This window comes from Pseudogulbenkiania subflava DSM 22618 (assembly GCF_900177275.1).
In the GTDB taxonomy this organism is placed as follows: Bacteria; Pseudomonadota; Gammaproteobacteria; order Burkholderiales; family Chromobacteriaceae; genus Pseudogulbenkiania; species Pseudogulbenkiania subflava.
The window spans coordinates 61337-76335 of record NZ_FXAG01000007.1 but is presented as its reverse complement, the minus strand read 5'-3'; the positions used below and the strand labels follow the sequence as shown (position 1 = coordinate 76335).

Sequence of the window (14999 nt, the reverse complement as noted above, 5' to 3'; positions counted from 1 at the left end):
GCAAGACTACCATCGCCGATTTGGGCTCACAAAGATTCGCCGGTAAAATGGAAAGATTTTCCTGCTGGGAACCTGTTCACGATCTGTCGCGAGCGGCCCTCAGCGGAGTGAAGAGCAGCACAGAAACCGGAATGTACACGCAGTACATGAGGATTTCGAGCAGCACATGAGCCCCGATCAGGGGCGCGCAGCAAGATCGTGAACAGGTTTTAAAACTTTCATCATGCTGGTACTAGGTATTGAATCGTCCTGCGACGAAACCGGGGTCGCACTGTACGACACCGAACAGGGCCTGTTGGCCCATCAGCTGCACACGCAGATGGCGATGCACGCCGAATACGGCGGCGTGGTGCCGGAACTGGCGAGCCGCGACCACATCCGCCGCGCCATCCCGCTGACCGAATCCTGCCTCGCCGAGGCCGGCAAGACGCTGCAGGATGTGGATGCCATTGCCTACACCCAGGGCCCGGGCCTGGGCGGCGCGCTCCTGGTGGGCGCCAGCATCGCCAATGCGCTGGCCTTCGGGCTCGGTATCCCGGTGGTCGGAGTGCACCACCTCGAGGGCCACCTGCTCTCGCCGCTCTTGGCCGAGCCGAAGCCGGCCTTCCCCTTCGTCGCGCTGCTGGTCTCCGGCGGCCACACCCAGTTGATGGCGGTGCGCGGCGTGGGCGATTACGAGATTCTCGGCGAGACGCTGGACGATGCCGCCGGCGAGGCCTTCGACAAGACCGCCAAGCTGCTCGGGCTCGACTACCCCGGCGGCCCGACGCTCTCCAGGCTGGCCGAAAGCGGCGATCCGGCGCGCTTCACGCTGCCGCGCCCGATGCTGAAGTCGGACGATCTAGATATGAGCTTTTCCGGCCTGAAGACCGCCGTGCTGACACTGGTGCGGCATCAGGAGGCTGAACACGGTCCGATCGACGCCCAGACCCGCAACGACATCTGCCGCGCCTTCCAGGACGCCATCGTCGATGTTCTGGTCGGCAAGTCGCTCAAGGCGCTGAAGCAGGCCGATATGGCGCGGCTGGTGGTGGCGGGCGGCGTTGGCGCCAACAAGCAGCTGCGCGCCGCACTCGACGCGCTGGCGGCCAAGGGGCGCTTCGAGGTGTTCTACCCGCCCCTGGCGCTGTGCACCGACAACGGCGCGATGATCGCCTACGCCGGCGCCATGCGCCTGAAGTACGCCCAGCCAGCTGGCGGCTACAGCGTCAAGCCGAGGTGGGATTTGGGCAGCCTGCCCGCCGCTTGACGGCCAAGCGTATGCATCGGCCATGAAATAGAGACTCAGCGATGATTCAGAGCCTGTTTCAGTCGGCAAGCGAACCAAAGCGGGTTGAGTTCCACCGGAGCGCAGGAACCGGAATGTACACGGAGTACATGAGGATTCCTGATCGCTGAGCGAATTACTGCGTGCAAATTCATCGCTGAGCCAATCGAAGATTGGCACGCAGGGATTTGCTCAGCGATCAATTCGCACGCAGTACCGCTGGCACTCAAGATGCGAAGGCATAGCCGCCTAATGAGACAGGCTCTTAAACCGCGCCGTCAGCGGCGCAGGAAACTCCATGATCCAACTGCAAAACCTCAGCCTGCGCCGCGGGCTGAAAGAACTGCTCACCAACGCCAGCATCACCCTCAACCCCGGCTACAAGGCCGGTGTGGTCGGCGCCAACGGCGCCGGCAAATCCAGCCTGTTCGCCCTCTTGATGGGCCAGTTGCACGCCGACAGCGGCGAGGCCTCGGTGCCGGCGCACTGGACCATCGCCCACGTGGCGCAGGAAACCCCGGCGCTCACCTGCTCGGCGCTCGACTACGTGCTCGACGGCGACGCCGAACTGCGCCAGCTGCAGCGCAAGCTGGCCGAAGCAGAACACGCCAACGACGGCAGCGCCATCGGCCATCTGCACGGCGAGCTCGACCACATCGACGGCTACGCCGCCCCGGCGCGCGCTGCCAAGCTGCTGACCGGCCTCGGTTTTGCCCCGGAAGCCCAAGAGCGCGAAGTGGCGAGTTTCTCCGGCGGCTGGCGCATGCGCCTCAACCTGGCGCAGGCGCTGATGTGCCGCTCCGACCTGTTGCTGCTCGACGAACCGACCAACCACCTCGACCTGGAGACCGTGCTGTGGCTGGAGGACTGGCTCAAGGCCTACCCCGGCACGCTGCTGGTGATCTCGCACGACCGCGACTTCCTCGACGCGGTGTGCGGCCAGATCGTCGAAGTGGCCAACCAGACGCTGACGCTCTACACCGGCAACTACAGCCAGTTCGAGACCATGCGCGCCGAGAAGCTGGCGCGCCAGCAGTCGGAGTTCGACAAGCAGCAACGCCAGATCGCCCACCTCGAATCGTTCATCAACCGCTTCAAGGCCAAGGCCACCAAGGCGCGCCAGGCGCAGAGCCGGGTCAAGGCGCTGGAGAAGCTGGAACGCATCGCCCCGGCGCACGTCGACTCGCCGTTCGACTTCACCTTCGCCGCGCCGGCCTCCCTGCCCAACCCGCTGCTGCGGCTCGACAAGGTCGCCATCGGTTACGGCAGCACGCCGATCCTGCAGCGCGTGTCGCTGTCGGTGGAAGCCGGCAGCCGCATCGGCCTGCTAGGCGTCAACGGCGCCGGCAAATCGACCCTGGTCAAACTGTTGGCCGGCGAGTTGAAGGCGCTGGAAGGCGAAGTGATCGGGGCGCAGATGCTGAAGATCGGCTACTTCGCCCAGCACCAACTGGAAACGCTGCGCATGGACGACACGCCGCTGCAGCACCTGGCGCGGCTGGCGCCGCAGGCACGCGAGCAGGATCTGCGCACCTTCCTCGGCGGCTTCAACTTCCGTGGTGACGCCGCCACCAGCCCGGTCGGGCCGATGTCCGGCGGCGAGAAGGCGCGTCTGGCGCTGGCGCTGATCGTATGGGAAAAGCCCAACCTGCTGCTGCTCGACGAACCGACCAACCACCTCGACCTGGAGATGCGCCACGCCCTGACGCTGGCGCTGCAGGACTTTCCCGGCGCGCTGGTGGTGGTCTCGCACGACCGCGCCCTGCTGGAATCGACCACCGACCTGTTCTGGCTGGTCGCCGACGGCACGGTACGGCCGTTCGACGGCGACCTCGAAGACTACCGCCAGTGGCGCCTCGAGCAGTTGGCCGAAGGCGCCAAACCGTCTGCTGGCGACGCCCAGACCGTCAACCGCAAGGAACAGAAGCGCCAGGAAGCCGAAGAGCGCCAGCGCCTGTCGGCACTGAAGAAGCCTTTGCTCACCAAGCTCGGCAAGCTGGAAAAGGAGCTGGAAAAGCTCTCCGGCGAGAAGGCCGAACTGGACGGCTTCCTTGCCTCAGAAGAAGCCTACCAGGACAGCAACAAGGCCAAGCTCGCCGCCAGTATCAAGCGCCAGGGCGAGGTGTCGGCGCGGCTGGCCGAGGTCGAAGAAGAATGGCTGCTGCTGCAGGACGAGCTGGAAGGGATTACGGCCAACCTGGCGTAAGGGCCGGCACCGAACGAGCAAGTGGGAATCCGCGGGAGCCATCGAAGCAGGACGAGGGGCTCCGCCCACCCCTGATCATGATGGGTTGCTCTGCGCGCCCCCCCATCCTAAGTCCTGCGCTTCTCCCATCCCACATCCCGCTCCTGGAAAGCGCATTCCTCCCGGCGAGCGGGCCAAAGCAGCTTGAGTGCCGCCAGCGCACAGGAACCGGAATGGACATAGAGTCCGTGAGGATTCCGTGTCCCCGAGCGAATCACTGCGTGCACTCAGGGTGCCAAGGCGCAGCCACCCGATGGGGAGAGATTTACCCCTTGATCCAGCCGCGCTCCATCGCATACTTCACCAGCGCCGCGACATTCTCCGCCCCCAGCTTGCGGCGCAGGTTCAAGCGGTGCGCCTCGACGGTGCGCACGCTGATCTCCAGGCTCGCCGCCACCATCTTGTTGCTGTGCCCGGCGGCGAGCAACAACAGCACCTCGCGCTCGCGCTCGGTGAGTGGGTCCGGCTGCGGTGCCGGCTCGATCAGGGCGTGCGTCACGGCGTGGCTGTAATAGCTGCCGCCCGCCACCGCGGCCTCGATGGCGGCGATGATCTCCTGAGACGGCGCGTCCTTGAGCACGTAGCCGCGCGCGCCGGCGCGCACCGCGCTGGAAACGTATTCGGCGTTGTCGTACATGCTGAGGATCACCACCACCACGCCGGGATGGCGCTCGCGCAGCGCGGCGGTGAGCTGGATGCCGTTCATGTCGCGCATGCCGATGTCGACCAGCATGATGTCCGGGCGCAGGGTGTCGGCCAGCTCCAGCGCCTCGCGGCCGCTGCCGGCCTCCCCCACCACATCCAGACGAGGAACGCTGCTCAGGCGAGCACGCAGCCCGTCGCGCACCAGGGGATGGTCGTCCACCAGCACGAGGCGGATGCGGGACGCGGCATTCGGTTGTTGCAGACTCATTTCAGACTCCAGCAGGGGGCGGCGAGGCCGGACAAGCCGCCATCTTGCCTAGGCGATGGCGCTCACGGCAACTCCCGTTTTCGTTGCACGCCGCAGGCGCCCGCGTGACGCCGGGACCGTCGGCGTGCGGTGACGGGCGTCTGCTCAGACCGGCAGCCGCACTTCCAGCTCGGTTTCTCCCGGACGCGAACCGAGCAGGCAGCTGCCGCCCAGGTGCTCGGCGCGCTCGCGGATATTGCGCAGACCGATGCCGCGGGTCTGGGAGCGGTCGACATTGGCGACATCGAAACCGCAGCCGTCGTCCCGCACCGCCATGCGCACGCCGTACCGCTCGCGGGACAGGGTCAGCGTCACGTTGCGAGCGCGGGCGTGGCGCTCGATATTGGTAAACGCCTCCTGGGCGATGCGGAACAGCGCCACCGCCTGACGGTCGTCGAGGCAGGTATCGTCCAGGCTGTTGTCGAACGCCACGCGGATGCCGCTGCGACGCTCGAATTCTGCGGAGAGCTGCCCCAGCGCTGCCGACAACCCGAGCATGTCGAGCACCGACGGCCGCAGATCGTGCGAGATGCGCCGCACCTCGCTGAGCGCGTCGCCCAGCCCGCCCAACCCCTTCTCCACTTCGGCCAGGGCCGGCTCGCCGGCTTCCAGCTTGTGCTGCGCCAGCTCGAACTGGAACTTGACCGACACCAAAAGCTGGCTGATGCCGTCGTGCAGCTCGCGCGACACGCGCGCGCGCTCCTGCTCCTGCGAATTCACCAGCCGCTGCGTCAGCGCCTTGAGCTTGGCGTCGGCGACACGGTGCTCGCTGACGTTGAGCACCACCCCGCCGGCGAACACCAGCAGCACCGCCGCCCCGGCCACGGCGGCGATGCCCCACAGGGTGTCGCGCACGTTGGCCGAAGAGCGGCTGCGCATCTGCGCCGTGGTGCGTTCGATATCGTCGATATACACCCCGGTGCCCAGCACCCAGCCCCAGCGTTCCAGCAGCACCACGTAGCCCAGCTTCTCGGTCATCTGGTGCGACGACGGCTTCTCCCAGTCGTAGCGCTGAAACCCCGTGCCGCTGGTCGCCGCGGCCAGCAGCGAACGGATCACGTGGCGGCCGTGCGGGTCGGTGAGGTCCCACAGGTTCTTGCCGACCAGGCCCGGCTTGCGCGGATGCACCAGGTTGTTACCGGAAAGATCGTAGACGAAGAAATAGCCGTCCTCGCCGTAGCTGATGCCGCGCAGGATGGCCTTGGCCTGCTCCTGGGTGGCGGCGTCGTTGCGGCCGGAGGCGTAGAGCGGCCCGATCGCCGTCATCGCGAGCTGGGTGTAATGCTGCAGTTCGGCCTGCTTGGAGGCGAGCAGGGTCTCTTCGATGAGCTGGGTCTGCTGCTCGGTCAGGCGCTGGCTGCGGTGCACCAGCAAGCCGCCCAGCGCCAGCATCGCCAGCAGCAAAGGCAGGATGGTAAGCAGCACGACTTTGTGTTTGGTCTGCATGGCGACGGACAGGGTGGTGGAAGACAGGCAGACGGCCGCAATGCCGCGCTGCCAACGACGCATTGTAACGCCAGCCCTACTACGTGCATCCGGCAAAACAGGGCTCCCAGCCGCCCCTACGCAGAACTACGTAGATCGACTGCGGTAGTAGTGCGAATTTTCCTTTACCGCGACATGGCGAATAGTAGAGCCGTCCGCCGACCGTCCCACACCGACGTCGTCGGCAAATACACAAGAAGGCATGTCCACACACCATGCCGCCACACTGGAGAGAGACAACATGCAACGCCTTGCCGGCCACCTCGGGTGGTTTCTGGTGGCGCTTGTCGGCGCGTTCGCGCTCGGCACCGTCGCCCTGCATCGCGGCGAAACGATCAATGCGCTCTGGATCGTCGCTGCCGCGGTATCCGTCTACCTGATCGCCTACCGCTACTACAGCCGCTTCATCGCCACCAAGGTAATGCAACTCGACCCGCGTCGCGCTACCCCGGCGGTGCGCCTCAACGACGGCCTCGACTACGTGCCGACCAACAAGAACGTGCTGTTCGGCCACCATTTCGCCGCCATCGCCGGCGCCGGCCCGCTGGTCGGCCCGGTACTCGCTGCGCAACTGGGCTACCTGCCCGGCATGCTGTGGATCCTGGCCGGGGCGGTGTTCGCCGGCGCGGTGCAGGACTTCATGGTGCTGTTCATCTCCACGCGCCGCGACGGCCGCTCGCTGGGCGACCTGATCAAGTCCGAGCTGGGTCCGATTCCCGGCGTGATCGCATTGTTCGGCACCTTCATGATCATGGTGATCATCCTCGCCGTGCTGGCGCTGATCGTGGTCAAGGCCCTGGCCGACAGCCCGTGGGGCACCTTCACCGTGGGCGCCACCATCCCCATCGCGCTGTTCATGGGCGTGTACACCCGCTACATCCGCCCGGGCCGCATCGGCGAAATCTCGCTGATCGGCTTCGTGCTGCTGATGCTGGCCATCGTCGGCGGCGGCCAGGTGGCGGCCAGTCCGGCGCTCTCCAGCCTGTTCACCTTCACCGGCAAGGAACTGACCTGGATCCTGATCGGCTACGGCGCCATCGCCTCGGTGCTGCCGGTGTGGCTGCTGCTGGCCCCGCGCGACTACCTGTCCACCTTCCTCAAGATCGGCACCATCCTCGGCCTGGCCATCGGCATCGTCATCGTGATGCCGGAACTGAAGATGCCGTCGGTCACCCGCTTCATCGACGGCTCCGGCCCTGTGTGGTCGGGCAGCGTGTTCCCCTTCCTGTTCATCACCATCGCCTGCGGCGCGGTATCGGGCTTCCATGCCCTGATCTCCTCCGGCACCACGCCGAAGCTGCTGGAAAACGAGACCCACGCGCCGTTCATCGGCTACGGTGGCATGCTGATGGAGTCGTTCGTCGCCATCATGGCGCTGGTGGCCGCCGCCTGCATCGAGCCAGGCGTCTACTTCGCCATGAACAGCCCGGCTGCCCTGCTCGGCAAGACCGCTGAATCGGCCGCGCTGGCGGTGTCGCAGTTCGGCTTCGTCATCACCCCGGAGATGCTGACCCATACCGCGCAGACGCTGGGCGAGCACACCATCATCTCGCGCGCCGGCGGCGCCCCGACGCTGGCCGTCGGCATGGCCGAAATCCTCTCCAGCGTGTTCGGCGGCAACGGCATGAAGGCGTTCTGGTACCACTTCGCCATCCTGTTCGAGGCGCTGTTCATCCTCACCGCCGTCGACGCCGGCACCCGCGCCGGTCGCTTCATGCTGCAGGACCTGCTGGGCGTGTTCGTACCGGGCTTCAAGAAGACCGACTCGCTGCCGGCCAACCTGATCGCCACCGGCCTGTGCGTGGCCGCCTGGGGCTTCTTCCTGTACCAGGGCGTGGTCGATCCGCTGGGCGGCATCAACACGCTGTGGCCGCTGTTCGGCATCTCCAACCAGATGCTGGCCGCCGTGGCGCTGATCCTGGCCACCGTGGTGCTGTTCAAGCTCAAGCGCGAGCGCTACGCCTGGGTCACCATCGTGCCGACCGTGTGGCTGCTGGCCTGCACGCTGTACGCCGGTTGGCTCAAGGTGTTTGCCGACAGCCCGAAAGTGGGCTTCCTGGCGCACGCCGCCAAGTACCAGAACGCCATCGTCGAAGGCAAAGTACTGGCCCCGGCCAAGAGCATCGAGCAGATGCACCAGATCGTGTTCAACGACCGTCTGGACGCCGGGCTCGCCATCCTGTTCATCCTGGTGGTGCTGAGCGTGCTGGGCTTCGGCCTGCGCGCCTGCCTGCAGGCCTGGCGCAGTGCCCACCCCACCGCCCAGGAAACCTCGCCGGTGGTGGCCGAAGCCGGCCGCGCCTGACGGACACAGACCATGTTCGACCAGCTTGGCAAACTGGGTAAGTATCTCGGGCAGGCCGCCAGCCTGATGGTGGGTCTGCCCGACTACGACACCTACGTGGAGCACATGCGCACCACCCACCCGGACCAGACGCCGATGACGTACGAGGAGTTTTTCCGGGAACGCCAGGACGCCCGCTACGGCGGGGGGAGTGGCAAGGTGGGACGCTGCTGCTGAAACCTGTTGCATGAGGCGGCTGCGCCTTGGCGTCTTGAGCGTTCGCAGGGCGGGTAAAAGCATCCGAAACCCATCGACAGCGATCGATGGGTTTCGCGCTGCCGCCCCACCCGACGCCGGCGACACCACTCAAGCTGCCTTGGCCCGCTCATCGACGGCAAGCGGTTTTAAACCCCACCGAGCGCGATACGCCCTTTCTCAGATCGTACGCTACTCACTGCTCTGCCCCTCCTCCGAGCCACGGCCGGGGCCATGCGGCACGAGCATGAACAGGTTCATAGGGAACACACCATGACCCAGAGCCCCATCCCCGTCACCCTGCTCACCGGCTTTCTCGGAGCAGGCAAGACCACCCTGCTCAACCACCTGCTGGCCGAAGCCGGCGAGCGCATCGTGGTGATCGAAAACGAGTTCGGCCCGGTCAGCATCGACAGCGAACTGCTGATCCGCGAGCGCGATGAACTAGTCGAAATGACCAACGGCTGCCTGTGCTGCACCATCCGCGGCGACCTGTCGCGCCACCTGCATTCGCTCCACCAGCGCCGCCGCGACGGCGAGCTCGCCTTCACCCGGCTGGTGATCGAAACCACCGGGCTCGCCGACCCGACACCGATCGCCCAGACCTTCTTCAGCGACGACACGTTGGCCGAAGCCTACGCGCTCGACGGCGTGCTCGCCGTGGTCGACGCCGTGCACGGCGAGCAGCAACTGGACGAGCATCTGGTGGCGCGCAAACAGGCCGGCTTCGCCGACCGCCTGCTGATCTCCAAGACCGACCTGGTCGACGAAGCCAGCCTCGAGCGCCTCGGTGCGCGGCTCGCCGCCATCAACAGCCAGGCCGAGCAGCACAGGCTGGTTCAGGGCCACATCGCGTCGGCGCTGGCGTTCGGCGTGCGCGGCTTCCACCTCGACGAAAACCTGCTACGCCCGGCAACGGGCGAGCGCAACCTGAACTTCCGCCCGGCCGCCACACGCTCGTTCGCCGACGACATCGCCGCGCTGCATCTGACCCACGACGGGCCGCTCGACCTGCAGCGCATCAGCGCCTTCATGAACCGGCTGGTCGAGCAGCATGCCGAGCAGCTGCTGCGCTACAAGGGAGTGCTGGCCATCGCCGGCGAACCACGCCGACTGGTGTTCCAGGGCGTGCACCGTATCACCGGCTTCGACTACGGCCGGGAATGGCAGAACGACGAAACGCCCCGCTCCGACATCGTGCTGATCGGCCAGCAACTTCCGGCCGACGCCATCCGCGCCGAGTTCGCCGCCTGCATCGCCAACGCCTGACCGCCGCTCAAGCAAAAGCCGCCCAACCAAGGCGGCCCTTACTCCCGGCCCGCGACGCCGCTCGGCCTCTTCGATACTCTGCCTTTTCGCCTTCTGCGCCGGGCTGATCGACGCCGCTGTCGGTGGTGGCGGTCTGACCCAGATTCCGGCCTTGTTCAACCCCCTGCCCTCGGTCCCGTCCGCCACCTTACTCGGCACCAATAAAGTCACCACGGCATGTGGAACATCGTTTGCCACCCGCTCCTTCATCGGACGCGTCTCCATCCCGTGGAGCCTGGCACTCCCGGCAGCCGTCAGCGCCTTCGCCATGGTCTTCTTCGGCGCGACAGGGAAAGTGCTCTACGCCACAGCCGCCCCGATGGCAGTCAGCAACATGCTCGGCGCCGTCACCGGCACCTACGTCGCCATGAAGCGTGGCACCCACTTCATACGCGGGCCGTTTCTATGTCTGCTGGTCATCCTGATCATCAAATTCGACTCCCATACGACCAAGTCCCCATCGCGAATCACCGGCACCATGGCATTCGGGTTCATGGCCAGAAACTCCGGAGCCTCTGTCGAACGAAACCCCGAGCCCCATTGCTCCTACTCGTAATCGAGGTCCAATTCCATGCACGTCCACAGCACTTTCCGGACATTGGTGGACGGCGATTTTCCGAAAATCTGCAGCATTTGGGATGTGATTCCTTATTCTGATTGGAAAGAACGGGACATGCCGAGAGATGGAACCCAAGCCCCCACCTCAGCAACTCCCATCGTCAAGCGGAGGCCAAGATGGCGACCTGTTGAAACCAGAGTCTTTTCCAGCGCTCCACCTTCTCGCTGGCGGTTAGCGCCTTCGGCGAAACCGGAATGCTCTCGCCAAAGCGCACACCTCCATCGACAGCCCGGCTGTTTACAACAGCGAACCCCCTCCCCTCGCCTTGATCATCTTGATAATGAATAGCGACCAGCACACCGCATGTCGCGCACACCAGACAATCCGCAATCCCCGCACCTTGGCGATATCGCGTCACCATGTGCTCGTCTTGCAGACGAATGAGCAGCGAACCATCCGGGTCAGCCACATACGCTGCGCCGTGCTTATGGCAAAAATCGCAGTCGCATGCTCGCGGGTTATAGGTTTCCGGGGCATGGGGAAGCGCCATTTCGAAGTGGATATTTCCGCAATGACACCCACCGGTCATTCTGTGCATGACAACTCCCCCGATATCTGACTCAAAGTAGACATCCTTCCCTATGCTCCTGCTGGCGACAAGCAAGACTTTGCATCTTCAGCCCCATCCCCGTAAACGACCATTCGGACCGTCCTCCTCTGCAGGCGGAAGGCTGCTCTTCCATCGAAGCGCTCCCTTGCGATAGGTCGCCGCTTTCATGAAAGAATTCATCCTTCCCACCGGCAAAGCCCTCTCGGGACAAAAATCGCCCGAGTGTTTATATTGGTCGCGTTGATTGCGAACAACATGCCAAGGAAACCATGACCGATCTTTCCGCCTTTCCCATCACGAAGAAATGGCCCGCGCGCCATCCCGACCGTATCCAGCTCTATTCCTTGCCGACGCCCAACGGCGTCAAGGTATCGATCATGCTGGAAGAAACCGGCCTGGCTTACGAGCCGCATCTCGTAAGCTTCGAAACCAACGACCAGATGTCGCCGGAGTTCCTGTCGCTCAATCCGAACAACAAGATTCCGGCGATCATCGATCCGACCGGTCCGGGAGGAAAGCCGCTACCGCTGTCCGAATCCGGTGCGATTCTCGTCCATCTTGCCGACAAGGCTGGGAAATTCATGCCACAGGATCCGGCGGGCCGCTACGAGACGCTGCAATGGCTGATGTTCCAGATGGGCAGCATCGGCCCGATGTTTGGACAGGTGGGGTTCTTCAACAAGTTCGCCGGCAGGGAGTACGAAGACAAGCGGCCGCGCGACCGCTACATTGCCGAGTCCAGACGCTTGCTTGGCGTACTCAACCAGAGACTCGCCGACCGCAAGTGGATCATGGGAGATGCCTACACAATTGCCGACATAGCGATCTTCCCCTGGGTACGCAACCTGATCGGTTACTACGAGGCCGGTGAACTGGTGGGGATTGCGGATTTCCCGCACGTCACGCGCGCGTTGGATCAATTCCTCGCGCGCCCGGCCGTAGCAAAAGGGCTGACCATTCCCAGCCGGGACGCAGCCCCTGTGTAAGACCGGGCGAAAGCCCCACCAAGCTATCCACAGCCATCGCTGAATAACCCTGTGGATAAGCCATGAATAACCCGAAAAACCCTTTTCGGGTTAGCTACTTGCTGCTACCGCCCAAAAAACCGTCAAAATCCTGCAAGATTTTCCCACAAACTCACAACCCTGCTGAATAGTGACGTGGACAGTCTGTGGAAAACAGCAACAAGAGCTTGTTACAAAAGAGGAAAATCAAGCCGGTTAAAAAATAGGCAAACCCGTATTACACCAACGAAATCCCTCGTGACATACGCGCCCTCTTCGGTAAGGTTTACAGCAATTTGCCCGGGTTCATCACCCCGTTCGGGTCGAACACTACCTTGATGGCACGCATCAGCGCGATCTCCTCGACACTGCGCGTCACATCCAGATAATCGCGCTTCAAGAGGCCGACGCCGTGTTCGGCCGACATGCTGCCGCAGAACTCCCCCACCAGGGAGAAGACGTGTTTGTTGACCTGCTCGCAGGCACGGCGAAAGTCGTCGAGTTCCAGCGCATCGGGCTTCAGGATATTGATGTGCAGGTTGCCGTCGCCGATATGGCCATACCACAGCACCTCGAAATCCGGGTATTCGCGTGACAGGATAGCATCGAGCCGTTCGACAAAGGCCGGCACCCGGCTCACCGTTACCGCGATGTCGTTCTTGTAAGGCTTGTAGGGGGTGATCGACTCGCTGATGTCTTCGCGCAGCCGCCACAGGTCCTTGGCCTGCTGCTCGGACTGCGACAGCACCCCGTCCACCAGCCAACCCTGTTCGGCGCACGCCTCAAACACGGCCAGGGCCACCTCCTCGGTATCGGCGGCCAGTTTCTCGAACTCCAGCAGCACGTAGTAGTCGGCTTCGCCCTCGAACGGCCGCTTGACGTGACCACGCGCCAGGACGTGGCGCATCGCTTTTTCCGAGAAAAACTCGAAGGCGTTAAGATCGATCCGTTCGCGGAAGGCGTGGAACAGCTTCATGATGTCGGTCAACTGCGGCACCGCCAACACCATCACCCCCAGCTCGGCCGGCTGACGAGCCAGCTTCAGGGTGGCATCGACGATAAAGCCGAGCGTCCCTTCCGAACCGACGAAGAGGTGGCGCAAGTCGTAGCCAGTATTGTTCTTGGCCAGCCCATTGTTCAGCCGCAGCACCTCACCCTTGCCGGTCACCACGGTCAGCCCGGCCACCCACTCGCGGGTCATGCCGTAGCGCACCACCTTGATACCACCGGCGTTGGTGGCGATGTTGCCACCGATCTGGCTGGAGCCGCGCGAGGCGAAGTCGACCGGATAGTACAGCCCCTGCTCGGCGGCAAACTGTTGCAGCGTCTCAGTGATGACGCCGGCCTGGCAGCGCACGGTGCGCGCCACCGGGTCGAAGTCGCTGATGGTCTTCATGCAGTCGAACGACACCACCACCTCGCCCTGCCGCGCGACGGCCCCGCCAGAGAGCCCGGTACGGCCACCGGACGGCACCAGCGCCACCTGCTCGCGGTTGGCCCACTGCACCACGGCAACGACCTCGTCCACGGTTTGCGGGAACACCACGGCAGACGGCGCTGGCTGGTAGTAGCGGGTCCAGTCCAGCCCGTAGCGGGTCAGGGAATCGGCATCGGTGGCAACGCGGTCGGCACTGAACATGGCATGCAGCTCGGCAAGCAGGCGGGGAGCGATCATCGGCAACTCTCTGGTCAAGACGGAAAATCCGGAGTAATAATGAATAATACTTGAGTTTTTTGGTCAACAACGGGACCCGGCATGCAAAACCTTTCGCTCGCCAAGGACAAGATCAAGATACTGCTTCTGGAGGGAGTTCACCAGACCGCGGTCGACAGCTTCCGTCAGGACGGTTACAGCCAGATCGACTATCACAAGAAGGCGCTGCCCCCAGAAGAACTGCTCGAACGCATCGCCGATGCCCACATCATCGGCATCCGCTCGCGCAGCCAGCTGACCGGCGAGGTCTTCGCCGCCGCCAACAAGCTGATGGCAGTCGGCTGCTTCTGCATCGGCACCAATCAGGTCGACCTCAAGGCCGCCGCCCGCCACGGCATCCCGGTGTTCAACGCGCCGTTCTCCAATACCCGTTCCGTCGCCGAACTGGTTATCGCCGAGGCGATCATGCTGATGCGCGGCATCCCGGAGAAAAGCACCCTGGCCCATCGCGGCGGCTGGTTGAAATCGGCCGACAACAGCTACGAGGTACGTGGCAAGACGCTGGGCATCGTCGGCTATGGCCACATCGGCACCCAAGTCGGCATTCTTGCCGAATCCCTCGGCATGAGGGTTGCGTTCTACGATACCGAGAACAAGCTGCCGCTAGGAAATGCCCGCCAAGTAGCGACTCTCGAGAAACTGCTCGGCCAGGCCGATGTGGTCACACTGCACGTGCCGGAAACGCCTGACACCCAGGACATGATCGGCGCAACCGAGCTTTCGGCGATGAAATCCGGCTCCCACCTGATCAACGCCTCGCGCGGCACCGTGGTGGACATCGCCGCGCTGGCTGAAGCACTGCGCAGCAAGCACCTGCACGGCGCGGCCATCGACGTCTTTCCCGTCGAGCCCGAGGGCAACGGCGAGGCGTTCAGCTCGCCGTTATGCGAGTTCGACAATGTGATCCTGACGCCGCATATCGGCGGCAGCACGTTGGAAGCTCAGGCCAACATCGGCGGCGAAGTGGCCGCCAAGCTGATCAAGTACTCCAACAACGGGTCGACGCTGACCGCAGTGAACTTTCCGGAGGTCTCGCTGCCAGAGCATCGCGGCAAATGCCGGCTGCTGCACATCCACAAGAACCAGCCCGGCGTGCTGGCGCGCATCAACGACGAATTTTCGCGCGCCGGCATCAACATCGCCGGTCAATACCTGCAGACCAACGAGGAAATCGGCTACGTGGTGATCGAGATCGACAGTACCGCCAGCCACGCCGCGCTGGAGACCCTGCAGCGCATTGAGGGCACGCTGCGTTGCCGCGTGCTGTACTGAGCCCCTCCTCGAAAGGCCGCACGGAAACGAAAAACCCCGCCGAT

The 14999-nt window shown here is 64.1% G+C and carries 12 protein-coding genes; 8 read left to right on the top strand and 4 right to left on the bottom strand.

Annotation, left to right across the window (positions count from 1 at the left end; all coding sequences use genetic code 11):
* Window positions 1-223: 223 nt before the first annotated feature.
* Together tsaD and B9N72_RS08295 are read left to right on the top strand one after the other, a co-directional pair.
* A complete protein-coding gene (gene tsaD / locus B9N72_RS08300; RefSeq protein WP_085275950.1) occupies window positions 224-1249 on the top strand; it encodes a tRNA (adenosine(37)-N6)-threonylcarbamoyltransferase complex transferase subunit TsaD in 1026 nt (341 codons plus the stop codon).
* Between the two features lie 316 nt (window positions 1250-1565).
* Window positions 1566-3473: an ATP-binding cassette domain-containing protein gene (locus B9N72_RS08295; protein ID WP_085275949.1), complete on the top strand. Its 1908-nt coding sequence runs from the start codon at window positions 1566-1568 to the stop codon at window positions 3471-3473.
* 304 nt (window positions 3474-3777) lie between these two features.
* On the opposite strand, the gene B9N72_RS08290 is transcribed toward B9N72_RS08295, so the two are convergent.
* Both B9N72_RS08290 and B9N72_RS08285 read right to left on the bottom strand, forming a co-directional pair.
* The gene (locus tag B9N72_RS08290; RefSeq protein WP_085275948.1) at window positions 3778-4425 is read right to left on the bottom strand and encodes a response regulator; all 648 of its coding nucleotides are present in this window, start codon (window positions 4423-4425) and stop codon (window positions 3778-3780) included.
* 144 nt (window positions 4426-4569) lie between these two features.
* The gene (locus tag B9N72_RS08285) at window positions 4570-5973 is read right to left on the bottom strand and encodes a cache domain-containing protein (protein ID WP_234985925.1); all 1404 of its coding nucleotides are present in this window, start codon (window positions 5971-5973) and stop codon (window positions 4570-4572) included.
* A 217-nt stretch (window positions 5974-6190) separates the two neighbouring features.
* Between B9N72_RS08285 and B9N72_RS08280 the strand changes: the two genes are divergently transcribed.
* The 4 genes from B9N72_RS08280 (at window position 6191) to B9N72_RS21860 (ending at window position 10352) form a co-directional block, all read left to right on the top strand.
* On the top strand, window positions 6191-8254 hold the full coding sequence (locus B9N72_RS08280; RefSeq protein WP_085275947.1) for a carbon starvation CstA family protein: 2064 nt from the start codon (window positions 6191-6193) through the stop codon (window positions 8252-8254).
* A gap of 12 nt (window positions 8255-8266) precedes the next feature.
* Window positions 8267-8470: a YbdD/YjiX family protein gene (locus tag B9N72_RS08275; RefSeq protein ID WP_085275946.1), complete on the top strand. Its 204-nt coding sequence runs from the start codon at window positions 8267-8269 to the stop codon at window positions 8468-8470.
* Between the two features lie 291 nt (window positions 8471-8761).
* Complete coding sequence (locus B9N72_RS08270; RefSeq protein WP_085275945.1) at window positions 8762-9757, top strand: CobW family GTP-binding protein; 996 nt, start codon at window positions 8762-8764, stop codon at window positions 9755-9757.
* A gap of 73 nt (window positions 9758-9830) precedes the next feature.
* Window positions 9831-10352: a TSUP family transporter gene (locus tag B9N72_RS21860; RefSeq protein WP_456107093.1), complete on the top strand. Its 522-nt coding sequence runs from the start codon at window positions 9831-9833 to the stop codon at window positions 10350-10352.
* A gap of 163 nt (window positions 10353-10515) precedes the next feature.
* Here B9N72_RS21860 and B9N72_RS08255 read toward each other — a convergent pair whose 3' ends face one another.
* Window positions 10516-10953, bottom strand: a complete 438-nt coding sequence (locus tag B9N72_RS08255) for a GFA family protein (RefSeq protein WP_085276035.1) — start codon at window positions 10951-10953, stop codon at window positions 10516-10518.
* Between the two features lie 281 nt (window positions 10954-11234).
* Here B9N72_RS08255 and B9N72_RS08250 point away from each other — a divergent pair, with 281 nt between their 5' ends.
* Complete coding sequence (locus B9N72_RS08250) at window positions 11235-11951, top strand: glutathione S-transferase N-terminal domain-containing protein (RefSeq protein ID WP_085275944.1); 717 nt, start codon at window positions 11235-11237, stop codon at window positions 11949-11951.
* Window positions 11952-12255: 304 nt separating this feature from the next.
* Here B9N72_RS08250 and B9N72_RS08245 read toward each other — a convergent pair whose 3' ends face one another.
* A complete protein-coding gene (locus B9N72_RS08245; RefSeq protein WP_085275943.1) occupies window positions 12256-13644 on the bottom strand; it encodes an FAD-binding oxidoreductase in 1389 nt (462 codons plus the stop codon).
* An 81-nt stretch (window positions 13645-13725) separates the two neighbouring features.
* On the opposite strand from B9N72_RS08245, the gene serA reads away from it, so the two are divergent.
* Window positions 13726-14955, top strand: a complete 1230-nt coding sequence (gene serA / locus B9N72_RS08240) for a phosphoglycerate dehydrogenase (protein WP_085275942.1) — start codon at window positions 13726-13728, stop codon at window positions 14953-14955.
* Window positions 14956-14999 lie beyond the last annotated feature (44 nt).